Source organism: Metabacillus litoralis (assembly GCF_003667825.1).
In the GTDB taxonomy this organism is placed as follows: Bacteria; Bacillota; Bacilli; order Bacillales; family Bacillaceae; genus Metabacillus; species Metabacillus litoralis_B.
Map to the genome: position 1 here is coordinate 835,388 of NZ_CP033043.1, position 23,748 is coordinate 859,135.

A 23,748-nucleotide genomic window follows, 5' to 3' on the forward strand; every position below is an offset into this window, starting at 1 on the left:
TTTGGAACACATTTTTTTGACTGATAGGGGAAAGGTTAGACAACATAACGAAGATAGTGTTGGCGTGTTTGAAAATGAAACGGGGATATTAGCAATAGTAGCAGATGGTATGGGTGGTCATTTGGCTGGAGATGTTGCAAGTCAAATGACAATCTCTACTTTTAAGGAATTATGGGAACAAGCCCCAACAATTAATGGACCAAGTGATGCTGAAGCTTGGTTAACCGAAAAAGTCAAAGAAGTGAATAAAACTGTTTATGAGCATTCTCTAACTAATTCGGAATGTCAAGGAATGGGCACAACAATAGTTGGAGTCTTGGTTACACCTAATTTTGCCACCATCGGTCATATCGGAGATAGTCGCTGCTACCTTTTAAATAACAGTGGCTTTAAGCAAGTTACCCAAGATCATTCACTTGTTAACGAATTGGTAAGATCAGGTCAAATTTCTAAGGAAGATGCAGAACATCATCCTCGTAAAAATGTTCTTTTAAGGGCACTTGGAACTGAACAAACGGTTGATCTTGATGTTAGAACAATTGAACTAGAGGAAAATGATGTGCTATTGCTTTGTTCTGATGGATTATCAAATAAAATATCTGACGAAACCTTGGAGCGTGAGTTACTTCATTCTAAAGATTTGTCTCATACGGCAAACCATTTAGTACAAATGGCAAATGATAATGGAGGGGAAGATAATATTTCCATTATCATGCTCAAAAAGTCGACAAATAAATTAGGTGAAGAACCGTGCTAATAGGAAAAAGAATTAGTGGTCGTTATAAAATTCTAGAAGTTGTAGGTGGCGGTGGCATGGCTAACGTTTACCTAGCCCGAGACATGATTCTAGAACGCGAAGTTGCAATGAAGGTGTTGCGCTTTGATTTTTCCAATGATGATGAATTTATTAAACGATTTAGAAGAGAAGCACAATCAGCAACTAGTTTGGCGCATCCAAATATCGTTAGTATATATGATGTTGGTGAAGAGGACGGTATTTATTATATTGTTATGGAGTACGTAGAAGGCCAAACTTTAAAACAATACATACAACAGTTTGCACCAGTTCATCCTAGAAAAGCAGTGAATATTATGGTGCAAATTGCATCGGCCATTCAGCATGCACATGATAATCAAATTATTCATAGAGACATAAAGCCGCACAATATTCTTATTGACCATCATGGAAATGTGAAGGTAACAGATTTTGGAATTGCTACAGCGTTGAGTTCAACGACCATAACACAAACAAATTCGGTATTAGGCTCGGTTCACTATTTATCACCTGAACAAGCTAGAGGTGGACTGGCTAATAAAAAATCAGATATTTACTCTATTGGTATTGTTTTATTTGAGTTATTAACTGGACGATTGCCGTTTGATGGAGAATCAGCTATCTCAATTGCCCTTAAGCATTTGCAATCAGAAACTCCATCCCCTAAAAGATGGAATCCTGACATACCTCAAAGTATTGAAAACATAATTTTAAGATCAACGGCTAAGGATCCTTTTCACCGTTATGATTCAGTAGAAGAAATGGAAAAGGATCTTGAAACAGCCTTTGATGTTAGTAGAATTTCTGAGGAACGTTTTTCTATACCTGAAGATGATGAAGCTACCAAGGCTATACCAATCATTACAAATGAGAACTTTAATGAACATAAGGTAGAAGACACCATTGTCAGAAAACCTGTTACTAACGAGAATATTCATAATTTCAATCAGGAAGACAACGGTAAAAAAGAAAAAAAGCAAAAGAAACCGAAAAAGAAGAAAAGCAAGCTTGCTACCTTTATCGTTTCAGTATTTTTGATTTTACTTGTTGCAGGTATAGCTGCTTTTACAATCATTCCTTCCTTTTTCCTTCCTAAGGATGTTGAGGTTCCGGACGTCACAGGAAAGTCCTACGAAGAAGCTGTAAACATATTGCTTGATAGTGGATTTGAAGTGGCGGATCCAGTGCTTGTAACAGACGAAGAGGTTGAAGAGGGGTATGTTATTAAAACAGAACCAACGGCAAATGAAATCATCAAGGAAGGCTCTACTATTACAATCTATGAAAGTATAGGAAAAGAAAAAGTGGTATTAGAGGATTATGTAGGGAGAAAAATTGACCGTATTACCTCTATTCTTGAAATGAAGGGCTTTACAGTAGAGGTTGTAAAGGAAGAATACAGTGAGACTGAACCTGCTGGTAACATTTTGTCCCAAAATCCTGAAATAGGAGAAGAAGTTGTACCAGAAGACACGGTGGTAGAATTTACGGTTAGTAAAGGGCCGAAACTAGTAAAAATAGAGGATTTGGTTGGGAAAACAAAGGAAGAAGTTAATAAATATATTTCAGAAACAGGGTTTAGTGTTAATGTTGATGATGAGTATTCTGCAGAAGTGGAGAAAGGATCACTCATCAGGCAAAGTCCAAAGGCCGGTACAGAAGTTGTACCAAAAGAAACAACATTAGAGGTTGTCTATTCTCTTGGCCCGGAGCCTAAGCCTTCTAAAACAGTAACAAAAACAGTAACAATTCCTTATGAAACGGAAGAAGAGGGCAAAGAGTTGGAAGTGAAGATTTCAATCGACGATGAAGAACACACTATTTCAGACGTATTTGAAACCTTTACGATTACTAGTCCTCGGGTAAAAACATTAGAATTTACAATCCCACCAAATGACAAAGCTTTTTATCAGATTACTGTGGATAATAAAATTGTAATAACTGAGACTATTCCGTATCCAGAGGAATAGAAATTAACGACGATTGAGAATTCTAACTAGCAAAGAGTTTTTTTAATGTTTGCATAGCCTTTAGTAAATATGCACTATAATTTATCGGAACACATCCAAGGAGGTTATCCATGCCACAAGGGAAAATTGTGAAGGCTCTTAGTGGTTTTTACTATGTTCAAGATCAAGAGAAATTAGTTCAGTGTAGAGGTAGGGGTGTCTTTAGGAAGAATAAGATTACACCTCTTGTAGGCGACGAGGTAAAATATCAAGCTGAAAATGACTTGGAAGGATATATTCTTGAAGTCTTTGAACGAAAAAATGAACTTGTAAGACCACCTATTTGTAATGTTGACCAGGCTATTCTTGTATTTTCTGCAGTAGAGCCTGATTTTAGTACAACGCTTCTTGATCGATTTCTTGTACTCATTGAAGCAAATGAGATTATTCCACTCATTGTTATTAGTAAAACAGATCTTATATCCTCTGAAAAAATAAGAGGAGAAGTTCAGTCTTATGCAAAAGATTATGAAAATGCAGGCTATACCGTCTTATTAACCTCAACGGTCGAATCAACAGTTGAAAATGATCTGTTACCATATTTAAATGACCATATTTCAGTTTTTGCAGGTCAATCAGGGGTGGGGAAATCTTCTTTATTAAATGTATTAAGACCTGATCTAGAATTGAAAACGAATGATATTTCTTCCCATTTAGGTCGAGGAAAGCATACAACAAGACATGTTGAACTTATTTCAGTAGGTACAGGTTTTGTAGCAGATACTCCTGGTTTTAGCTCATTAGATTTTACAGGTATTGAGGTAGAAGATCTTTCATACTGTTTCCCGGAGATGCGTGAACGAAGTAGTAGCTGTAAATTCAGAGGATGCACCCATGTCAAAGAACCAAAATGTGCAGTAAAAGAGGCTGTTGAAAAAGGAGAAATTCCACAATACCGATATGAGCATTACTTAACATTCGTAGAAGAGATAAAAGATAGAAAGCCGAGGTATTAATATGATAAAAATTGCTCCATCCATTTTATCGGCAGATTTTGCTAAATTGGGAGAGGAAATCAAAGATGTAGAAAAGGGAGGTGCAGATTATATTCATGTTGATGTGATGGACGGCCACTTTGTTCCTAACATTACGATTGGGCCACTTATTGTCGAGGCTATAAGACCCGTAACAAAGCTTCCTTTAGACGTTCATTTAATGATTGAACAACCTGATTTGTATATTAAAGAATTTGTCCGTGCAGGAGCCGACATCATCACTGTTCATGTAGAAGCTTCTAAACATCTGCACCGAACAATTCAACTTATTAAGTCTGAAGGTATAAAAGCTGGTGTTGTGTTAAATCCACATACGCCAATTGAGTTAATATTACACATTCTTGAGGATATTGATATGGTATTGTTCATGACAGTTAATCCAGGCTTCGGTGGTCAATCATTCATTCCGCAAGTCTTACCTAAGATAAAGGCATTAGCTGATATGATTAAAGAAAAGAACCTTTCGGTTGATATCGAGGTTGATGGCGGGATTAATGAAGAAACAGCTAAGCAATGTGTTGCTGCAGGAGCAAATGTTTTAGTTGCCGGTTCTTTTATTTACAATAAGCCGGACCGTCAGGCTGCAATACAAAGTCTTAAGCAAGCAGTTCTATCTTAAGAACAAAAACCCGTCATAAAATAACTCAAGGAAACTCATCCTATTACAGTAGACTGCTAAGTGATAGGAGGGGGCAGAGTGAATATTTTAAGGGAAGATGTTGCCATAATTGAACAAGCGTTAAAGGTTGCTTTACAAAATAGTTCAGATTATGAGGAAATTTCTCAGTATGAATCAGTATTACAAAGGCTTAAAAGCGTTAGTACGGACGCTCAGCATGATGGTTTTAGATATGATTATGATGATAATATGCAATAGAATGAAAGAAAAGGAGTTCTGGCATTTCGCATGCCAGACTTTTTTCGTAGTGAGGAGATAAAATGAAAACAATAGCACTAGTAGCAGGAGGTCCCAAGGAAAATCTTGCTGACTTAACAATATATAATCAAAGAGAAATAATGTGGGTGGGGATAGATAGAGGTGTCCGTTATATTGAAGAAGCAGGATTAACACCTGCAAATGCGTTTGGAGACTTTGATTCCATTTCGAGTGAAGAACATAAAAGGTTGAAAAAGGATCTTCCACATTTATCTACATATCCTGCCGAAAAAGATCAAACAGATACTGAAATAGCTCTAGAATGGGCAATTAATCAAAAACCAGACCGAATATATCTTTTTGGAGCCACTGGTGGACGAATTGATCATATGCTTGCAAATTTGTATCTCCTTATTAAATCACCCTCTACTCTATCAAAAATTAAATTGATTGATCGTCAAAATCATATCACGCTCTATGGCCCAGGAACATATAAAGTAAAGAGGAAAAATGAATTACGTTATATTTCTTTTATCGCCTTAACCCCTGATGTCATAGGCCTGACACTTGAAGGATTTAAATATCCTTTAAAAAATTGTCATATTAGGCTTGGATCAACATTATGTATTAGTAATGAACTCATTTATGAAGTAGGTACTTTTTCTTTCCTAGACGGCATATTAATAATGATAAGAAGCCGAGATTAAATTGTTGGTAAAAGACAATAGGGGATAGCGTCATTTTTTTACAGAGTATGAATATAATTTAAAGAAATGATTTATTTTATTATGACGCTTGAGCACCTTTGAACAAGCATGAAGACTTGTTTAAGATTTGGTTGAGGAGGGAAACAATGAAATTTTATACGATTAAGTTACCGAAGTTTTTAGGAGGAATAGTTCGAGCAATGCTCGGTTCGTTTAAAAAAGATTAAGAAAAAAAGCACCGTGATTATCGGTGCTTTTTTTCTTAATCCAGTGTTTTCTCTATAAAAGAAAAAACAAAGCTGCAGAATGCGGCTTTATTTTAACTGGATTGTTTTATAGAATGTTAAAGTTAACATCCATATAGAGAGAGCTTAATATAAATTAAACTCGCTCAACTTTACCTGATCTTAAAGCGCGAGCAGATACATATACTCTTTTTGGTTTACCGTTAACTAAGATGCGAACTTTTTGAAGGTTTGCGCCCCAAGTACGTTTGTTAGCGTTCATCGCGTGTGAACGTGCATTACCTGAGCGAGTTTTTCTACCAGTAACAACGCATTTACGTGCCATGTTATTCCCTCCTTACTACAAAAAAACCTTACATATTTTACGTTAATCATGTACATTGCCATGAGATACTTTAATAATTTATCACAACTCAAATGAGATTGCAATACTTCAACGTTAGTCTTTCAAGAATTTTTCCTTGACATAGTTATTTAAGTAATGTTGTATAATAATAAAGGTTGTATGAATTACTAGGATTTTATAATCACTTTTAAAATGGGTATGCTTATAGTAAAATAATAAAAGCCAGTGCGAACAATTCCAAAGGGGGAACAAACATGTCCATTGAATTAAAAACAAAGTACGGACAAATCGATATTTCCAACGAGGTCATTGCAACTGTTGCAGGCGGAGCAGCGATCGACTGCTATGGTATTGTAGGAATGGCTTCAAAGAATCAAATAAAAGACGGTCTTACGGATATCCTAAGAAAAGAGAACTTTAGCAGAGGCGTAATCGTACGTCAAGATGACGATTCAATTAATATTGATATGTATATTATTGTCAGCTATGGTACAAAAATTTCTGAAGTCGCGCATAACGTTCAAACGAAAGTTAAGTATACGTTAGATCAGACGGTTGGACTTGCTGTTGATTCTGTAAATATTTTTGTACAAGGTGTTCGTGTAGCGAACCCATAGTAAGGAGGAAACTACCTGTGTCTATTACAACTTTAGATGGTAAGCAATTTGCAGAAATGATCTTGCAAGGTGCTAACCACCTATCGAATAATTCGAAATTAGTCGATGCGTTAAACGTTTTTCCAGTTCCTGATGGCGACACTGGAACAAATATGAACCTATCCATGACATCAGGAGCAAAAGAGGTAAGAAATAATCCTTCTGCTCATATTGGAAAAACTGGTAATGCGCTTTCGAAAGGCTTATTAATGGGTGCCCGTGGAAATTCCGGCGTTATTCTATCACAATTATTTAGAGGCTTTTCGAAGTTTATTGAATCGAAAGCAAGCATTAATGCAAGTGAATTTGCTGCAGCACTTCAAGCGGGTGTAGATACTGCATATAAAGCGGTAATGAAGCCTGTTGAAGGGACAATTTTAACTGTAGCAAAAGATGCAGCTAAAGCTGCTGTAGCTGCAGCACAAAATGAAACCTCAATTGTGAAACTTATGGAAATTACATTGAAAGAAGCTGAAGCATCATTAAAGCGTACTCCAGATCTACTTCCTGTATTAAAAGAGGTAGGAGTGGTTGATAGTGGTGGACAGGGCCTTGTGTTTGTTTATGAAGGATTTCTTGCAGTTCTAAAGGGTGAAAAACTTGATACAACAAATGTGGCTACACCTACTATGGATGAGCTTGTTAATGCAGAGCATCACAAAAGTGTACAAAGTCATATAAACACGGAAGATATTGAATTCGGATATTGTACGGAATTTATGGTACGCTTTGAAACTGGGAAAACGCCTTTTAACGAAGAAACGTTTCGTCAAGATTTAAGTCATTTTGGTGATTCTTTATTAGTGATTGCTGATGATGAATTAGCTAAAGTACATATACATGCTGAACATCCGGGTGAGGTTCTGTCATATGGTCAGAAATATGGAAACCTTATCAATATGAAAATTGAAAATATGCGTCAGCAACATACTGATATTGTAGGTGAAAAACCACAAGTTCATCCTGAACAGAAAATTAAGAAAGAAAAGAATAAATACGGCATTATAACAGTGTCAATGGGAAAAGGTATTGCTGAATTATTCAAAAGCATTGGTGCTAATGAAGTTATTGAAGGTGGCCAAACAATGAATCCAAGTACAGAGGATATTGTTAAGGCTATTCATGATGTGAATGCTGAAAATATTATCATTTTACCTAATAACTCAAACATTGTGATGGCCGCTCAACAGGCGGCATCTGTAGTGGAAGAGAATGTGATTGTTGTTCCTTCCAAAACTGTGCCACAAGGAATGGCTGCTTTACTTTCTTTCAATCCTTCGGTTGAGCCTGAAGAAGTCGGGCGAATTATGTCGGAAGCATTAGGTAATGTTAAGAGCGGTCAAATTACTTATGCAGTTCGTGATACGAACATTGATGGACTTGATATTGCAAAAGGCGATTTTATGGGAATATCCAATGGGAAGATTGTTGTCACTGATCGTGAACAGCTTTCGGCATCTAAAAAACTCCTTTCTGAAATGATTACAGAAGATGATGAAATTTTAACAATCATTCAAGGAGAGGATGTAAGTGATGAAGAAGTCGAGCAGCTTCTAGCATTTGCTGAAGAACAGTTTGAAGATGTAGAAATTGAAGTTCATAAAGGAGAACAACCACTTTATTCCTATATTTTCTCTGTTGAATAAATAAGAAAACCCGGCTTATTAGCCGGGTTTTCTTTGTTTTTTGTTCGAAAAGAGATTTGCATTTATTAGAATAGTCCATTTTTTCTTGATTTTCTTGATATAATAGTGTTTTTTAAAAAATCTGTTAAACTAAAGTTACAAGAATCATATGAAAAAAGAGTAACTAGCTTTAACAATACCAGTGCATATAGGGGGAGTGTGTCTAATGAAATATAGAAGTGTTTTTGACATAATTGGACCTGTTATGATCGGTCCGTCGAGTTCACATACAGCCGGTGCGGCAAGAATTGGACGTGTTGCACGAACGTTGTTTGGACGTGAACCTAAATGGGTAATCATTTCCCTTTACAACTCTTTTGCTAAAACCTATAAGGGGCACGGTACAGATGTTGCTATTGTAGGTGGCTTGCTTGACTTTGATACCTTTGACGAAAGAATAAAATCGTCATTAGAAATAGCTAAAGAGAAAGACATTAAGATAACGTTTATAGAAGAAGAAGCAGTCGCAGACCATCCGAACACAGCTCGACTTATTATTGGTGATGACTATGGACAGTTTGAATTAGTTGGTATTTCTATAGGTGGAGGAAAGATTGAAATAACTGAACTAAATGGTTTTGAATTAAAATTATCAGGAAATCACCCAGCTTTATTGGTTGTGCATAACGATCGATTTGGTGTAATTGCTGCAGTAGCCAATGTATTGGCAAAATATGAAATAAATATTGGGCATATGGATGTGTCCAGAAAAGAAGTTGGTCAGCTTGCTTTAATGACAATTGAAACAGATCAGAACATTACAAATGAAGTAATTGAAGAATTAAAAAGATTAACAAATATATTACAAGTAACAAGAATTGATGATTAACAAAAACAAGAGTAGATGATATTTTTATACAACTATGACAAAATGAGGGGGATATCATCATGTTCCGTAACGTAGAAGAACTAGTTGGATTAGCGGAAAGTAAAGGGGTAAAAATCGCAGAGATCATGATTGAACAAGAGTGTAGAGTGACAGATCGTACTCGAGAAGATGTTTTATTACAGATGGAAAAGAACTTAGAAGTAATGGAACAAGCCGTTGAAAAAGGGCTGTCAGGAGTAAAGTCTCACTCTGGTTTAACTGGTGGAGATGCGGTGCTCTTACAATCTTATCTTGAGAAGGGTAACTTTCTTTCCGGAGATACAATTTTAGACGCTGTAAGTAAGGCTGTTGCAACTAATGAAGTGAATGCTGCAATGGGGACAATTTGTGCCACGCCCACAGCTGGTTCCGCTGGTGTTGTACCTGGTACACTTTTTGCTGTAAAAGAAAAGCTGAAGCCAACGAGAAAAGAAATGATTGAATTTCTTTTTACTTCAGGTGCATTTGGTTTTGTTGTGGCGAACAATGCTTCCATTTCTGGTGCTGCTGGAGGTTGTCAAGCAGAGGTAGGCTCTGCTTCAGGAATGGCTGCTGCAGCAATTGTTGAGATGGCTGGTGGTACTCCAAGACAAGCTGCACATGCTATGGCGATAACATTGAAAAATATGCTCGGATTAGTTTGTGACCCTGTTGCAGGATTAGTGGAGGTCCCTTGTGTAAAAAGAAATGCAATGGGTGCTGCTAATGCAATGATTGCCGCTGATATGGCATTAGCAGGTATTACAAGTAGAATTCCATGTGATGAAGTAATTGATGCCATGTATCGAATTGGGCAAACGATGCCTACAGCATTAAAAGAAACTGCACAAGGGGGGTTAGCTGCGACTCCGACAGGTCAAAAGCTCAAAAGGGAAATTTTTGGAGACTCGCAAAAGTGACGTGAAAAATATGTTATTGGATCCTATTACCAACTTAAAGGGTGTTGGTAGTGAAACAGAGGAAGTACTAAATGATGTTGGAATTTACACGATTCATGACCTTCTTGAATATTTTCCATATAGATATGATGATAATAGTTTAAAAGATTTAGAGGATGTAAAGCATGAGGAACGTGTTACTGTTGAGGGAAGAGTTCATAGTGAGCCTTCTCTCCAGTTCTTCGGTAAAAAAAGGTCACGTCTTACGTTCCGATTGTTAGTAGGACGATATTTGCTGTCAGTTGTTTGTTTTAATCGTCCTTACTTTAAAAATAAACTTTCTATTGATGCGACGGTTACAGTTACAGGGAAATGGGACAAACATAGACAAACGATTACAGTATCTAATCTTTTATTTGGCCCAAAACAAGATGTATCAGGAATTGAACCTGTTTATTCTGTTAAAGGAAAATTAACAGTAAAAGGAATAAGAAAATTTGTTTCAATTGCCCTTAAAGATTATCTTGAAGGTGTTACTGAGCTCTTGCCTGATCATTTACTTAATAAATACAAGCTAATGACAAGAAAAGAGGCACTTAAGACCATTCACATACCTGAGGAAAAAGAGGACCTTAAACAAGCGAGAAGACGCTTTGTTTATGAAGAGTTTCTTTTATTTCAACTTAAAATGCAGACGCTAAGGAAGGTTCAGCGAGAACAATCGAAGGGGGTTGTTCATCAATTCTCTAAAGAAAAGCATAAGGTTTTTCTTGATTCTTTACCTTTTCCATTAACAAATGCCCAAACACGTGTTGTAAATGAAATTCTAAGTGACATGACTTCACCTTATCGAATGAATCGGCTGTTGCAAGGGGATGTTGGTTCCGGAAAAACGGTTGTTTCTGCTATTGCAATCTATGCAGCCTTCTTGTCTGGTTACCAAAGTGCGTTAATGGTACCTACCGAGATACTAGCTGAACAGCATGCTGAGTCACTTTTTCAATTGTTTGAGCCTTTTGGAGTATCAGTCGCTTTGTTAACTAGTTCAGTTAAAGGAAAGAAAAGAAGAGACTTACTAGAAAGAGTGGCAAACAATGAAATAAATTTATTAATTGGGACACATGCGCTTATTCAAGATGATCTCACGTTCCGTAAACTTGGACTTGTTATTACAGATGAACAACACCGTTTTGGAGTTGAACAAAGGCGGATGCTAAGAGAAAAAGGTGAACAGACCGATGTATTATTTATGACAGCTACACCAATACCTCGGACATTAGCGATAACTGCCTTTGGGGAAATGGACGTTTCAATTATAGATGAACTACCAGCAGGAAGGAAAACAATCGAAACCTACTGGGTAAAGCCTGATATGCTAGAACGTATATTAGCCTTTATTGAAAAGGAAGTTTCAAAAGGGCGGCAGGCTTATGTTATTTGTCCGCTTATTGAAGAATCTGATAAGTTAGATGTCCAAAATGCTCTTGATGTTCATAGTATGCTCACTCAACACTATAGAGGTCGTTATAAAGTAGGTCTTATGCATGGCAGGTTAAGCTCTGATGAAAAAGATGAAGTAATGAGGAGTTTTAGTCAAAACGAGGTTCATATTCTTGTGTCAACGACTGTTGTTGAAGTTGGTGTAAACGTACCAAACGCTACCACTATGGTTATTTATGATGCGGAACGTTTTGGATTATCTCAACTCCATCAACTCCGTGGTCGGGTTGGAAGAGGAAGTGATCAGTCATATTGTATTTTGTTAGCTGATCCTAAGTCGGAAACGGGGAAAGAACGAATGAAAATAATGACTGAAACAAATGATGGTTTTGTTCTCTCTGAGCGAGATCTTGAGCTTAGAGGCCCTGGTGATTTTTTCGGAAAAAAGCAAAGTGGTGTTCCTGTTTTTAAGGTTGCAGATATGGTTCATGATTATAGAGCTTTGGAAGTAGCAAGGCAGGATGCAGTTGAACTTGTAGGTTCGGAGGAATTTTGGAAGGGAAATCAATATGAGGCTTTAAGAAACTACCTTACTAACTCGGGAGTATTGGATGGTGAAAAATTAGATTAAACTCTTGCTCTATAAATATCAAAAGTAGAAACACTGCATATAATAGAGTTAGGACTACAATACTTTTTAGAAAACAGATTGCAATGACTTGCAATCTGTTTTCTTTATATATATACTACTATTAGTACCTAGTCTTAATAGTTCGGACGGTGTCGTATACATAATGAGGAAGAATAAGAAAGAAAGACAGTCATTATTACAAGAAACAATTGCTATCACCCCATTCATAACAGATGAAGAATTAGCGGAAAAATTTCAAGTGAGTATTCAAACAATCCGTTTAGATAGGTTAGAGCTATCAATTCCTGAATTAAGAGAACGAATAAAACATGTAGCGGAAAAGAAACTAGATGATGAGGTAAAAGCGCTGCCGATTGAAGAAGTTATTGGTGAAATTATCGACCTTCAGCTTGATCATTCTGCGATCTCAATGCTAGAAATAAAAAAAGAACATGTTTTTAGTAGAAATCAAATCGCGCGGGGACATCATCTTTTTGCACAAGCAAATTCGTTAGCGGTTGCTATGATAAATGATGAGCTTGCTTTAACAGCGAAAGCAAATATTCGATTTACCACACAAGTTAAAGAAAATGAACGTGTCATTGCCAAGGCTAAAATAGTAAAAAATGATCCCGAACAAAGACGAACATTAGTAGAAGTGAACAGCTTTGTGGGCAATGAATTAGTGTTTTCGGGTGAGTTCGAAATGTATCGCTCAAATCCAACACAAAGGTAGGTTACATAAATGAAGCTCGCAATTGATGCGATGGGTGGAGACAATGCACCACAAGCAGTTGTAGAAGGAGTAATGAAAGCTATCACTGTTTTTCCAGATTTAGAAGTAACATTAATAGGACAAGAAGATAAAATTAAAACATACTTAACAGATTCCACACGAATCTCAATTTTACATACAGATGAAGTGATAGAAGCTACTGATGAGCCTGTTCGCGCGGTTAGACGGAAGAAAAATGCGTCGATGGTTTTGATGGCAAATGAAGTGAAAGAGGGAAGGGCAGATGGTTGTATTTCTGCTGGGAACACGGGAGCACTGATGACAGCAGGCCTCTTTGTTGTTGGTCGAATTGAGGGCATAGAAAGACCTGCTTTATCGCCAACTTTGCCAACATTAAATGGAAAAGGTTTTTTATTTTTAGATGTTGGTGCAAATGTAGACGCAAAGCCGGAACATTTATTGCAATATGCAATAATGGGTTCTATATATGTTGAGAAAGTTCGTGGAGTTAAAAATCCACGTGTTGGTTTGTTAAATGTAGGTACAGAAGATAAAAAAGGAAATGAGTTAACAAAACAAACTTATGAGCTTTTAAAACAAACAGATTTAAATTTTGTAGGAAATGTTGAATCAAGAGATTTAATGGAGTCCGTTGCAGATGTTGTTGTAACAGATGGGTTTACTGGTAATATCGCTTTAAAGACAATTGAGGGTACAGCTCTCTCTGTTTTTTCTATGCTTAAATCAGCTTTAACGAGTAACCTTAAGTCTAAAATTGCTGCAGGTATCTTAAAGCCCCAGCTAAAAACAATAAAACAACAGATGGACTATTCAGAGTACGGTGGTGCTGCGCTCTTTGGCCTTAAGGCACCAGTAATAAAAGCACACGGCTCATCAGATGCTAATGCAATATACAATGCAATTCGACAAACTAAAGATATGGTGTCTTATGATGTTGCTGAGACAATTTATGCATCGCTTAAAAATATGAATAAAGAAGATTAACAGGATAGAAATGGGGGAACACTTTCATGACAAAAATCGCTTTTTTATTTCCTGGTCAAGGTTCACAGACTGTTGGGATGGGAAAAGACTTTTTTGAAGAAGTAGAATCATCTAAAGAAATTTTTGATAAAGCTGATGAACGATTAGGTCAAGAATTATCAAAACTTATTTTTGATGGACCACAAGATACATTAACTTTGACTTATAATGCTCAACCGGCTCTCCTAACAACAAGCATTGCGATATTAAACTATTTCAACCAATTTAATATCCAAGCAGATTATGTTGCTGGACATAGTCTTGGTGAATACTCAGCGCTTGTTGCAGCAGGTGTACTTCCTTTTGAAGATGCAGTTTATGCTGTTAAAAAGCGTGGAGAATATATGGATCAAGCGGTCCCGGCAGGACAAGGAGCTATGTCAGCTGTTTTAGGCATGTCAGCTGAAGAATTAGAAAAAGTAACAGCTAAGGTTTCTGATGAAGGTAACTCGGTACAACTAGCTAACTTAAATTGTCCAGGTCAAATCGTTATTTCAGGAACGGCTGAAGGAGTTGAAAAAGCTTCAGCACTTGCAAAAGAAAATGGAGCAAAAAGAGCAATTCCACTTGTAGTTAGTGGTCCGTTTCATTCTGAATTAATGAAACCTGCGGCACATAAGTTTCAAGACGTATTATCTCAATTAAGCTTCCAAGATGCATCTATCCCAGTTATAGCAAACGTAACAGCTAAGCCGGTGAGAGATAGTAAAGAAATGAAAGACTTACTAGTAAAGCAGTTATACTCTCCTGTAAGATGGGAAGAATCAGTAAGAACAATGATAGAAAATGGTGTGACGACGTTCATAGAAGTAGGGCCTGGTAAGGTATTAACAGGATTAGTGAAAAAAATTGACCGCTCTGCAACGATTCACAACGTTTTTGATCTTGAGTCATTACAAGCTACTGTAGAAAAGCTTAAGGAGGAACAATAAATGTTGGAGAATAAAGTTGCTCTTGTAACCGGAGCTTCTCGTGGAATTGGTAAAGCAATCGCATTGGATCTTGCGAGTAATGGAGCAAGCATTGCCGTGAATTATGCTGGAAATGAAGCGAAAGCAAATGAAGTTGTCGATGAAATCAAAGCAAATGGTGGAAATGCAATTGCCATTAAAGCTGATGTTTCAAATGGTGACGAAGTTCAAGCTATGATTAAAGAAGTATTAAATGAGTTCGGTCAATTAGATATTCTAGTAAATAATGCTGGAATCACAAGAGATAATCTTTTAATGAGAATGAAAGATTCTGAATGGGATGACGTTATTGACACAAACTTAAAAGGTGTTTTCCTTTGTACGAAAGCTGTAACAAGACAAATGATGAAGCAAAGAAATGGTCGGATCATCAATATTACCTCTGTTGTTGGGGTAAGTGGAAACGCTGGACAAGCTAACTATGTAGCGGCGAAGGCTGGGGTTATTGGTTTAACAAAAACAACAGCAAAAGAACTGGCTTCAAGGAACATTACTGTAAACGCAGTTGCCCCTGGATTTATTACTACTGACATGACAGATGAGCTTAATGAAGATATAAAAGCAGATTTATTAAAACAGATACCACTTGCAACTTTAGGTGAACCTAGTGATATTGCTAATGTGGTAACATTCCTTGCTTCTGAAAAAAGCAAATATATAACAGGCCAGACGTTGCATGTAAATGGCGGAATGGTTATGTAATTTTCTCACCCTATTTTTAAAATCTATGAGTGGGAAGTTAATTTTATTGAAAATACTAGAGAAGCCTAGTTTTTCAATTGAAAATCATCTATAATACTTGAGGGGAGGTGAACGAAAATGGCAGATGTATTAGAACGTGTAACAAAGATCATCGTTGACCGCTTAGGCGTTGATGAAGCTGAGGTAAAATTAGAGTCTTCTTTTAAAGATGATCTTGGAGCAGATTCCCTTGATGTAGTTGAGCTTGTTATGGAACTTGAAGATGAGTTCGATATGGAAATTTCTGATGAAGATGCAGAAAAAATCGGTACAGTGGGTGACGCTGTTAACTACATAAATAGCCAACAGTAATGTTGATAAAAGTCCCGTATTTTTTACGGGGCTTTCCCCCTTTTATTACATATTTTTTAATAGTAAAATGTAAAAAGCAAGCCCCAAAACCTTTTTGCCCAGGTACGAAGCTCTTGTTGCAAAACTTGAGTACGATTAACAGGTCATAAGCCACTTCATAATTCAAGGGAATAATGTCACCTTCAATTATGAAGTGTCTTATATAAGGATCAAGGCGTCGCTGTAGCTATAAAATTGGAGGTGCCTGATGATGGCAAGACATATTAATTATAAAGAAAGAAGATCTTTCGCTAAAAAAGCAGAGGAATTCAAAAAATTCCAGGAGCGTATTGGTCACACGTTTACTAATGAAAAATTACTCTATCAAGCATTTACTCATTCTTCCTATGTAAATGAACATCGTAAAAAGCCATACGAAGATAATGAAAGACTTGAATTTTTAGGTGATGCTGTTTTAGAATTGACCATTTCTCAATATCTTTATAAAAAATATCCAATGATGAGCGAAGGAGAATTAACAAAACTGCGTGCCGCTATTGTTTGTGAACCTTCTCTTGTATCGTTCGCGAATACACTTGCTTTTGGTAGCTTAGTTCTACTTGGAAAAGGAGAAGAAATGACAGGGGGACGAGCTCGCCCAGCCTTGCTAGCAGATGTTTTTGAAGCGTTCATTGGTGCACTTTACTTAGATCAAGGCCTTGAATCTGTTGTTCAATTTTTAGATAAATTTGTTATTCCAAAGGTTGATGAAGGGGCCTTTTCTCATGTTATGGACTTTAAGAGTCAGCTTCAAGAACTTGTTCAGCGTGATACTAAAGGTACACTTGAATATAAAATTCTACAGGAAAAAGGTCCAGCTCATAACCGAGAATTTGTATCTACTGTATCATTAAATGGTGAGGTTTTTGGCACAGGAAGTGGAAAGTCAAAAAAAGAAGCTGAGCAACATGCTGCACAAGAAGCACTTTCAAAGCTTCAACAAATAAATAAATAAGATGCTATGAAGGGCAGACTCATATTAGTATTGAATGAGTTGTCCTTTTTTTAAGGTTTTTACATGTTATCATTGATATTTTACGTTGATTGTTCTTATTTTTATGATGTCAAAATATCCAAATGTATGAACCGAGGTTCGACAAATTGTGATAAAATATGAAGGAGTTTGTCAGAAGAATAGTCTTATTAATAACATTACAAAAAAATAACTTAAAAGAAAATAGTAAGGAGGATCACAATGTTCCTCAAACGATTGGATATTGTAGGATTCAAGTCCTTTGCTGAACGAGTAACTGTTGATTTTGTAAAAGGTGTTACAGCAGTAGTTGGACCTAATGGTAGTGGTAAAAGTAATATAACAGATGGAATAAGATGGGTATTAGGTGAACAATCAGCTAAGTCTCTTCGTGGAGCCAAAATGGAAGATATTATTTTTGCTGGAAGTGACTCTAGAAGAGGGCTGAATGTAGCGGAGGTAACCCTAACTTTAGATAATGATGACTCTTTCCTCCCAATTGATTATCACGAAGTTAGTGTAACACGTCGTGTATATCGTTCAGGGGAAAGTGAATTTTTTATTAATAAACAAAGTTGCCGTCTAAAAGACATTGTTGATTTATTTATGGATTCCGGTTTAGGTAAAGAAGCCTTTTCCATAATTAGTCAAGGGAAAGTCGAAGAAATTCTCAGCAGTAAATCTGAAGAACGTAGAACGATTTTTGAAGAGGCTGCTGGTGTTTTAAAATATAAGTCGCGTAAAAAGAAAGCAGAATATAAATTAGCTGAAACCCAAGAAAATTTAAATCGTGTTCAGGATATCCTTCATGAATTAGAAGGTCAGGTTGAACCTCTAAAAATACAGGCTTCAATCGCTAAAGATTATTTAGAGAAAAAAGAAGAATTAGAGAAAATTGAAGTAGCGCTTACGGTTTTCGAAGTAGAAGAGCTGCACGGGAAATACGAAGCTCTTTCAAAATCAGTAGAAGAGGGAAAAGACCGCGAATTAAAGCTTGCTGCAACAATGCAAAAACGTGAAGCCGATGTTGAACGAATGAAAGAGCATCTTAGTGCTTTGGATGATTCAATTGACGATCTACAACAAGTTCTCTTATTAACAAGTGAAGAACTGGAAAAACTAGAAGGTAGAAAAGAAGTCTTAAAAGAGCGAAAGAAAAATGCACATCAAAATAAAGCTCAGCTTGAAAGAACAATTGAAGAACTATCGGTTAAAATTTCTCAGTTAACTCATGAAAAGCAGGAACAAGAGAATCTATTAAATTCATATACAAATGAACTAGAAAAAATTAAAAGTGAACTGTCAGAAAAGCAAAAACTTGCCTCCACTTATGATCAAAATCTTGATGAAATGATTGAAGAATTAAAAAGTGAATATTTTGACCTACTAAATGAGCAAGCTTCATCACGTAACGAGATAAATTACTTAGAAGAGCAGCTTTCACAGCAAGAAAGAAAAAATACAAGACTGCTAGATTCTAACCAAAGATATGTGACTGAGCGTCAGGAAATCTTAGAAAAGAAGCTGAAAATTGAAGCAAATTATTCACTTATTGAAAAGCAATTATCAGACCAGATTAAAAGCTTTCGTGATACAACTGCGAAATTAGAAAACCTGAAGAATTCATATCAGAAAAAGGAGACAGCTCTTTATCAGGCTTATCAATTATTACAACAAACACGTTCGCGAAAAGAAGTTCTTGAATCAATGCAGGAGGACTATGCAGGCTTTTTCCAAGGAGTAAAAGAAATTCTAAAAGCGAAAGATGAGCTTGGAGGAATTCACGGTGCTGTTGCTGAATTAATTACAACAGATAAGGAATATGAAACAGCAATTGAAATTGCTTTAAGTAGTTCTATGCAGCATGTCGTTGTTCAAGATGAATCAGCAGCTAGAAAAGCTATACAATTTTTAAAGCAACATTCATTTGGACGAGCTACATTTTTGCCTCTATCAGTAATAAAGGAGCGTTCTATTAACCATCATGATTTAGCGTTGATTGAAAACCATCCTGCGTTTGTTGGGCTTGCGAAAAATCTTGTTAAGTATCAAGCTCAATTTCAATCAATTATTGGAAATTTATTAGGTACAGTCATTGTTACCTCTGATTTAAAGGGAGCAAATGATATTGCCAAGTTAATGAATTATCGCTATCGCTTAGTGACCCTTCAAGGTGATGTTGTGAATCCTGGGGGCTCGATGACAGGTGGTGCGGTAAAACAAAAGAACAATTCCTTACTGAGTAGACAACGTGAACTAGAACAAATTGTAGAAAAGTTATCTGTAATGGAGCAGAAGACTGAGGAGCTTGAAAAAGATGTTAAATCCTCAAAAGAATTAATTCAACAGCATGAACTAACTCTAGAGGAGCTTCGTTCTAAAGGTGAGAACCTTCGACTAGAAGAGCAAAAAATCCGTGGCGACATACGAGAGATTGAATTAAATGAAAAAAATGTAAATGATCATTTGAAATTATATGATTCTGAGCGAGAAGCCTTTGAGTCTGAAAAAACAAGAATGATCGGTCGAAAAGATGAACTTCAGGTGAAAGTAAAAGAGATTTCAACAAGTTTGGAAAAACTAGATAAAGAAATCGAAGAATTGTCTGTAAAGAAGACAACACAACAAACGTCTAAAGATGAACTGCAGAATCAACTCACTGAATTAAAGGTAGTACATGCAAGTAAGCAGCAAGTGTATGAGAATCAAAAAGAGAAAGTTGAACGTATAAAATTAGACTTACAAGAATCTCAACAAAAGCATAAAGATGCTGCTGAAGATTATTCACTTCTTTCAAATGAGATGAGTTCAAGTTCTTCAGGTGAGGAAAAACTAGATGAAGCTGCTAATAAGAAGCTACAAGACAAAAACAAAACAGTTGAATTGATAGCTAGCAGGCGTGAAGAACGTCTTCAGTTACAAGAAAAGCTTGAACATGAAGAGCGGGAGTTAAAAGAATTAAAACGCCAGGATAAACAGCTTCAAGATATTTTAAAAGACGAAGAAGTAAAGTTAAATCGATTAGATGTTGAACTTGATAATCGGTTAAATCATCTTCGTGAAGAATATTTCTTAACCTTTGAAGGTGCTAAAGAAAAATATAGTCTTGAAATAGAAGTTGATGAAGCAAGAAAACGTGTGAAGTTGATTAAACTTGCAATTGATGAACTTGGAACGGTAAACTTAGGAGCGATTGATGAATATGAACGTGTTTCTGAGAGATTTACGTTTCTAACAGAACAACGCGATGATTTATTAGAAGCAAAAGATACGCTATATCAAGTGATTGATGAGATGGATGACGAAATGAAAAGAAGGTTCGAACAAACATTCAATGCTATTCGTTCTCATTTCGAATCTGTTTTTCAGGCATTGTTTGGTGGAGGAAGGGCTGAGTTGAAACTAACTGACCCTAATGACCTTTTAAATACTGGTGTTGATATTGTGGCTCAGCCTCCGGGAAAAAAACTTCAAAACCTTGGCTTACTTTCCGGTGGGGAACGTGCCTTAACAGCTATCGCCTTACTGTTTTCTATTTTAAAGGTACGACCGGTTCCTTTTTGTGTACTAGATGAGGTGGAAGCGGCTCTTGATGAGGCAAATGTACACCGATTTGCACAGTATTTGAAAAAATTCAGTCATGAAACACAATTTATTGTGATCACGCATCGAAAAGGTACCATGGAAGAGGCTGATGTGTTATATGGCGTAACAATGCAGGAATCAGGTGTTTCTAAGCTTGTTTCTGTTAGACTTGAAGAAACAAAGGAATTAGTGCAATCTTAGTGGAAAGGAACGACAAAGATGAGCTTTTTTAAAAAATTAAAAGAAAAAATTACTCAACAAACAGATTCTGTTACTGAAAAATTTAAAGAGGGCTTAACAAAGACAAGAGATTCTTTTGCTGGTAAAATGAATGACCTTGTAGCTAAATATCGTAAAGTGGATGAAGAGTTTTTCGAAGAGCTTGAAGAACTACTCATTAGTGCCGATGTTGGTGTTGCCACTGTTATGGATTTAATTGATGAATTAAAGATGGAAGTGAAACGTCAAAATATCCAAGATACGAAAGAGGTTCAAGCTGTTATTTCTGAAAAGCTTGTTGAAATATATGAAGGTAGCGATGACGATGAGTCGCTCAATAAACTGGATTTACAAGCAGGAAGATTAAATGTAGTTTTATTTGTAGGCGTAAATGGAGTAGGGAAAACTACGACAATTGGCAAGCTTGCACATAAACTAAAAAGCGAAGGAAATTCTGTTTTATTGGCTGCTGGTGATACTTTTAGAGCCGGAGCTATCGAGCAGTTAGAAGTATGGGGAGAGCGTGTAGGTGTTGATGTTATAAAACAATCGGAAGGTTCTGACCCCGCTGCGGTTATGTATGATGCTGTTCAGGCTGCTAAGGCACGTAATGTCGATGTTTTACTCTGTGACACAGCTGGAAGACTACAAAATAAAGTGAACCTGATGAAAGAGCTTGAGAAGGTTAAGCGTGTAATCGAACGTGAAATTCCTGGAGCTCCTCATGAAGTATTGCTTGTACTAGACGCAACAACAGGTCAAAATGCTATGACACAAGCAAAACAATTTTCCCAAGCAACAGATGTATCAGGAATAGTTCTTACAAAGTTAGATGGTACTGCAAAAGGTGGTATTGTGTTAGCGATTAAAGGAGAGCTTGATATCCCTGTGAAGTTTGTTGGTTTGGGAGAAAAAATGGATGATTTACAAGAGTTTAACACGGAACAATATGTTTATGGTCTTTTCTCAGAAATAATTGAAGCACAAGAAGAAGAGTAAATAATAGGTAAAAAGCTATCAATTTCATTAAGTGAGATTGTTAGCTTTTTTTGTTTTATTCAATACAATATAAGCCCGCTCTATAACTTTCATATACAATTACTTGACAAGAAAAAGCTTCCTATGTAGACTAATAAGTTGTAAAGGTAATTCACTTAACAAAGGGGTGAATCGGCATGATGCTTGAAAAAACGACGAGACTTACGTATTTATTTGATTTTTATCAATCGTTGTTAACACCTAAGCAGAAAAGTTATATGTCGTTATACTATTTAGATGATTTCTCCCTTGGTGAAATTGCGGAAGAGTACGATGTAAGTAGACAAGCTGTTTACGATAACATTAAACGAACTGAAGCAATGCTGGAGCAATATGAAGAGAAGCTATTATTATTTCAAAAATTTCAAGAGAGACAAAAGTTAATGACAAAACTACGTGAATTTTCTCCTACCATTGAGAACAAAGCTATGTTTGATTCATTACTAAATGAACTTGAGAAATTAGATTAGGAGGCGGCATATTATGGCATTTGAAGGATTAGCCGACCGACTGCAGAATACGATGGCCAAAATTCGCGGCAAAGGAAAGGTATCTGAAGCGGATGTAAAAGAAATGATGCGTGAAGTACGCCTTGCTCTTTTAGAAGCGGATGTTAACTTCAAAGTCGTGAAGGACTTTATTAAGCGCGTAAGTGAGCGCGCTGTTGGTCAAGAAGTTATGAAAAGCTTAACTCCAGGCCAACAGGTCATTAAAGTAGTTAAAGACGAGCTGACTGAGCTGATGGGTGGAGAGCAGAGTAAAATAGCTGTGTCTAACCGCCCGCCAACGGTAATTATGATGGTTGGTTTACAGGGTGCTGGTAAAACAACAACTACCGGTAAACTGGCAAATTTATTAAGAAAAAAACATAACCGTAAGCCGTTACTTGTTGCTGCTGATATTTACCGTCCTGCGGCGATCAAGCAGCTAGAGACGTTAGGTAAACAATTGGATATGCCTGTTTTCTCATTAGGCGATCAAGTTAGCCCAGTTGAAATTGCGACTAAGGCTTTAGCCCACGCAAAAGAAGAACATCATGATTACGTTATTATTGATACTGCAGGTCGTCTTCATATTGATGAAAATCTAATGGAAGAGCTTGAGCAGGTAAAAGAAATTGCGAAACCAGATGAAATTTTTCTTGTTGTTGATGCGATGACGGGTCAAGATGCGGTGAATGTTGCTAAAAGCTTTAATGAGCAGCTTGGGTTAACAGGTGTTGTTTTAACGAAACTTGATGGTGATACTCGTGGTGGAGCGGCACTTTCTATTCGTTCCGTTACTAATACACCTATTAAGTTTGTTGGTTTAGGTGAAAAGCTTGATGCTCTTGAGGCGTTTCATCCAGAACGGATGGCTTCAAGAATTTTAGGTATGGGTGATGTTTTAACACTTATTGAAAAGGCTCAAACAAATGTAGATGCTGAAAAAGCAAAAGAGTTAGAACAAAAAATGCGTACAGCATCCTTCACATTTGATGATTTCCTTGAACAGCTTGGTCAGGTGCGCAATATGGGACCCTTAGAGGATCTAATTGGCATGTTGCCAGGAGCTAACAAGGTGAAGGGCCTGAAAAACCTTCAAGTTGACGAAAAGCAGATCAGTCATGTAGAAGCAATTATTAAGTCAATGACAAAAGCTGAAAAGATCAACCCTGAAATTATGAATGCTTCTCGAAAAAAGAGAATTGCAGTTGGTAGTGGTACATCTGTACAAGAGGTGAATCGACTATTAAAGCAATTTGAAGATATGAAAAAAATGATGAAGCAAATGACGAATATGTCTAAAGGAAAGAAAAAAGGCGGAATGAAGTTTCCGTTTATGTAATTGTATGATTTTTTAAGTCTCGTTTTTTAGAAAATATCATAGCTAGAAACTAGTTTTTTAAGGAATTTTTCTTCTGACAAGAAAAAAACCTTTACATCATATCACTTATTTGATAATATACTATCTTGTTGAAACATTTTCGGAGGTGCTT

23 protein-coding genes are annotated in these 23,748 nt (G+C 36.5%); 22 read left to right on the forward strand and 1 reads right to left on the reverse strand.

The features are described from left to right. Position 1: 1 nt before the first annotated feature. The 7 genes from D9842_RS03895 (at position 2) to spoVM (ending at position 5,590) form a co-directional block, all read left to right on the forward strand. A complete protein-coding gene (locus tag D9842_RS03895; RefSeq protein ID WP_121664934.1) occupies positions 2–757 on the forward strand; it encodes a Stp1/IreP family PP2C-type Ser/Thr phosphatase in 756 nt (251 codons plus the stop codon). Further along, entirely contained in the window at positions 751–2,745 is a 1,995-nt protein-coding gene (gene pknB, locus D9842_RS03900) for a Stk1 family PASTA domain-containing Ser/Thr kinase (RefSeq protein ID WP_121661369.1), read from the forward strand. Before D9842_RS03895 ends, pknB begins: the two co-directional genes overlap by 7 nt. 110 nt (positions 2,746–2,855) lie before the next feature. Beyond that, complete coding sequence (rsgA, locus tag D9842_RS03905; protein ID WP_121661370.1) at positions 2,856–3,740, forward strand: ribosome small subunit-dependent GTPase A; 885 nt, start codon at positions 2,856–2,858, stop codon at positions 3,738–3,740. A 1-nt stretch (position 3,741) separates the two neighbouring features. Next, entirely contained in the window at positions 3,742–4,398 is a 657-nt protein-coding gene (rpe, locus tag D9842_RS03910) for a ribulose-phosphate 3-epimerase (protein WP_121661371.1), read from the forward strand. A gap of 78 nt (positions 4,399–4,476) precedes the next feature. Next, the gene (locus D9842_RS03915; RefSeq protein WP_121661372.1) at positions 4,477–4,656 is read left to right on the forward strand and encodes a hypothetical protein; all 180 of its coding nucleotides are present in this window, start codon (positions 4,477–4,479) and stop codon (positions 4,654–4,656) included. Positions 4,657–4,718: 62 nt separating this feature from the next. Continuing rightward, on the forward strand, positions 4,719–5,363 hold the full coding sequence (locus tag D9842_RS03920) for a thiamine diphosphokinase (RefSeq protein WP_121661373.1): 645 nt from the start codon (positions 4,719–4,721) through the stop codon (positions 5,361–5,363). A gap of 146 nt (positions 5,364–5,509) precedes the next feature. Further along, entirely contained in the window at positions 5,510–5,590 is an 81-nt protein-coding gene (spoVM, locus tag D9842_RS03925; RefSeq protein ID WP_003328987.1) for a stage V sporulation protein SpoVM, read from the forward strand. 154 nt (positions 5,591–5,744) lie between these two features. Here the strand turns inward: spoVM and rpmB are convergent, their stop codons facing one another. Beyond that, positions 5,745–5,933 carry a 50S ribosomal protein L28 gene (gene rpmB, locus D9842_RS03930; protein ID WP_098796255.1) on the reverse strand — a complete coding sequence of 63 codons (189 nt, stop codon included), beginning with the start codon at positions 5,931–5,933 and terminating at the stop codon, positions 5,745–5,747. Positions 5,934–6,208: 275 nt separating this feature from the next. Between rpmB and D9842_RS03935 the strand changes: the two genes are divergently transcribed. The 15 genes from D9842_RS03935 to ffh all read left to right on the forward strand — a co-directional run bounded on the left by D9842_RS03935 (position 6,209) and on the right by ffh (position 23,597). After that, positions 6,209–6,571 carry an Asp23/Gls24 family envelope stress response protein gene (locus D9842_RS03935; protein ID WP_098796256.1) on the forward strand — a complete coding sequence of 121 codons (363 nt, stop codon included), beginning with the start codon at positions 6,209–6,211 and terminating at the stop codon, positions 6,569–6,571. Between the two features lie 17 nt (positions 6,572–6,588). Then, positions 6,589–8,256 carry a DAK2 domain-containing protein gene (locus tag D9842_RS03940; protein ID WP_121661374.1) on the forward strand — a complete coding sequence of 556 codons (1,668 nt, stop codon included), beginning with the start codon at positions 6,589–6,591 and terminating at the stop codon, positions 8,254–8,256. Positions 8,257–8,461: 205 nt separating this feature from the next. Next, the gene (gene sdaAB, locus D9842_RS03945; RefSeq protein WP_121661375.1) at positions 8,462–9,124 is read left to right on the forward strand and encodes an L-serine ammonia-lyase, iron-sulfur-dependent subunit beta; all 663 of its coding nucleotides are present in this window, start codon (positions 8,462–8,464) and stop codon (positions 9,122–9,124) included. A gap of 59 nt (positions 9,125–9,183) precedes the next feature. Further along, a complete protein-coding gene (gene sdaAA, locus D9842_RS03950) occupies positions 9,184–10,062 on the forward strand; it encodes an L-serine ammonia-lyase, iron-sulfur-dependent, subunit alpha (RefSeq protein WP_121661376.1) in 879 nt (292 codons plus the stop codon). A gap of 1 nt (position 10,063) precedes the next feature. Beyond that, positions 10,064–12,112 (forward strand): ATP-dependent DNA helicase RecG, encoded by a 2,049-nt coding sequence (recG, locus tag D9842_RS03955; protein ID WP_121661377.1) that lies wholly within the window; start codon positions 10,064–10,066, stop codon positions 12,110–12,112. 163 nt (positions 12,113–12,275) lie between these two features. Then, a complete protein-coding gene (gene fapR, locus D9842_RS03960; RefSeq protein WP_121661378.1) occupies positions 12,276–12,848 on the forward strand; it encodes a transcription factor FapR in 573 nt (190 codons plus the stop codon). 9 nt (positions 12,849–12,857) lie between these two features. After that, positions 12,858–13,853: a phosphate acyltransferase PlsX gene (gene plsX / locus D9842_RS03965; protein WP_121661379.1), complete on the forward strand. Its 996-nt coding sequence runs from the start codon at positions 12,858–12,860 to the stop codon at positions 13,851–13,853. Positions 13,854–13,879: 26 nt separating this feature from the next. Then, a complete protein-coding gene (gene fabD, locus D9842_RS03970) occupies positions 13,880–14,824 on the forward strand; it encodes an ACP S-malonyltransferase (protein WP_121661380.1) in 945 nt (314 codons plus the stop codon). Next, positions 14,825–15,565, forward strand: coding sequence for a 3-oxoacyl-[acyl-carrier-protein] reductase (fabG, locus tag D9842_RS03975; protein ID WP_098796264.1), 741 nt, complete (start codon positions 14,825–14,827; stop codon positions 15,563–15,565). 117 nt (positions 15,566–15,682) lie between these two features. Further along, positions 15,683–15,916, forward strand: coding sequence for an acyl carrier protein (gene acpP / locus D9842_RS03980; protein ID WP_026559383.1), 234 nt, complete (start codon positions 15,683–15,685; stop codon positions 15,914–15,916). A gap of 250 nt (positions 15,917–16,166) precedes the next feature. Next, positions 16,167–16,910 carry a ribonuclease III gene (gene rnc, locus D9842_RS03985; protein WP_121661381.1) on the forward strand — a complete coding sequence of 248 codons (744 nt, stop codon included), beginning with the start codon at positions 16,167–16,169 and terminating at the stop codon, positions 16,908–16,910. Positions 16,911–17,150: 240 nt separating this feature from the next. Then, the gene (smc, locus tag D9842_RS03990) at positions 17,151–20,714 is read left to right on the forward strand and encodes a chromosome segregation protein SMC (protein ID WP_121661382.1); all 3,564 of its coding nucleotides are present in this window, start codon (positions 17,151–17,153) and stop codon (positions 20,712–20,714) included. An 18-nt stretch (positions 20,715–20,732) separates the two neighbouring features. Further along, positions 20,733–21,731 carry a signal recognition particle-docking protein FtsY gene (gene ftsY, locus D9842_RS03995; protein WP_121661383.1) on the forward strand — a complete coding sequence of 333 codons (999 nt, stop codon included), beginning with the start codon at positions 20,733–20,735 and terminating at the stop codon, positions 21,729–21,731. 176 nt (positions 21,732–21,907) lie between these two features. Beyond that, positions 21,908–22,240 (forward strand): putative DNA-binding protein, encoded by a 333-nt coding sequence (locus D9842_RS04000; protein ID WP_121661384.1) that lies wholly within the window; start codon positions 21,908–21,910, stop codon positions 22,238–22,240. Between the two features lie 13 nt (positions 22,241–22,253). Continuing rightward, positions 22,254–23,597 carry a signal recognition particle protein gene (gene ffh, locus D9842_RS04005; protein ID WP_098796269.1) on the forward strand — a complete coding sequence of 448 codons (1,344 nt, stop codon included), beginning with the start codon at positions 22,254–22,256 and terminating at the stop codon, positions 23,595–23,597. The last annotated feature ends 151 nt before the right edge of the window (positions 23,598–23,748 follow it).

Coding starts and splice junctions, on each gene's coding strand:
- rsgA (WP_121661370.1), top strand. CDS start 2,856: ATGCCACAAGGGAAAATTGTGAAGGCTCTTAGTGGTTTTTACTATGTT.
- sdaAA (WP_121661376.1), top strand. CDS start 9,184: ATGTTCCGTAACGTAGAAGAACTAGTTGGATTAGCGGAAAGTAAAGGG.
- plsX (WP_121661379.1), top strand. CDS start 12,858: ATGAAGCTCGCAATTGATGCGATGGGTGGAGACAATGCACCACAAGCA.
- fapR (WP_121661378.1), top strand. CDS start 12,276: ATGAGGAAGAATAAGAAAGAAAGACAGTCATTATTACAAGAAACAATT.
- rpe (WP_121661371.1), top strand. CDS start 3,742: ATGATAAAAATTGCTCCATCCATTTTATCGGCAGATTTTGCTAAATTG.
- ftsY (WP_121661383.1), top strand. CDS start 20,733: ATGAGCTTTTTTAAAAAATTAAAAGAAAAAATTACTCAACAAACAGAT.
- rnc (WP_121661381.1), top strand. CDS start 16,167: ATGGCAAGACATATTAATTATAAAGAAAGAAGATCTTTCGCTAAAAAA.
- rpmB (WP_098796255.1), bottom strand. CDS start 5,933: ATGGCACGTAAATGCGTTGTTACTGGTAGAAAAACTCGCTCAGGTAAT.
- fabD (WP_121661380.1), top strand. CDS start 13,880: ATGACAAAAATCGCTTTTTTATTTCCTGGTCAAGGTTCACAGACTGTT.
- sdaAB (WP_121661375.1), top strand. CDS start 8,462: ATGAAATATAGAAGTGTTTTTGACATAATTGGACCTGTTATGATCGGT.
- D9842_RS03935 (WP_098796256.1), top strand. CDS start 6,209: ATGTCCATTGAATTAAAAACAAAGTACGGACAAATCGATATTTCCAAC.
- D9842_RS03920 (WP_121661373.1), top strand. CDS start 4,719: ATGAAAACAATAGCACTAGTAGCAGGAGGTCCCAAGGAAAATCTTGCT.
- smc (WP_121661382.1), top strand. CDS start 17,151: ATGTTCCTCAAACGATTGGATATTGTAGGATTCAAGTCCTTTGCTGAA.
- spoVM (WP_003328987.1), top strand. CDS start 5,510: ATGAAATTTTATACGATTAAGTTACCGAAGTTTTTAGGAGGAATAGTT.
- fabG (WP_098796264.1), top strand. CDS start 14,825: ATGTTGGAGAATAAAGTTGCTCTTGTAACCGGAGCTTCTCGTGGAATT.
- D9842_RS04000 (WP_121661384.1), top strand. CDS start 21,908: ATGATGCTTGAAAAAACGACGAGACTTACGTATTTATTTGATTTTTAT.
- ffh (WP_098796269.1), top strand. CDS start 22,254: ATGGCATTTGAAGGATTAGCCGACCGACTGCAGAATACGATGGCCAAA.
- acpP (WP_026559383.1), top strand. CDS start 15,683: ATGGCAGATGTATTAGAACGTGTAACAAAGATCATCGTTGACCGCTTA.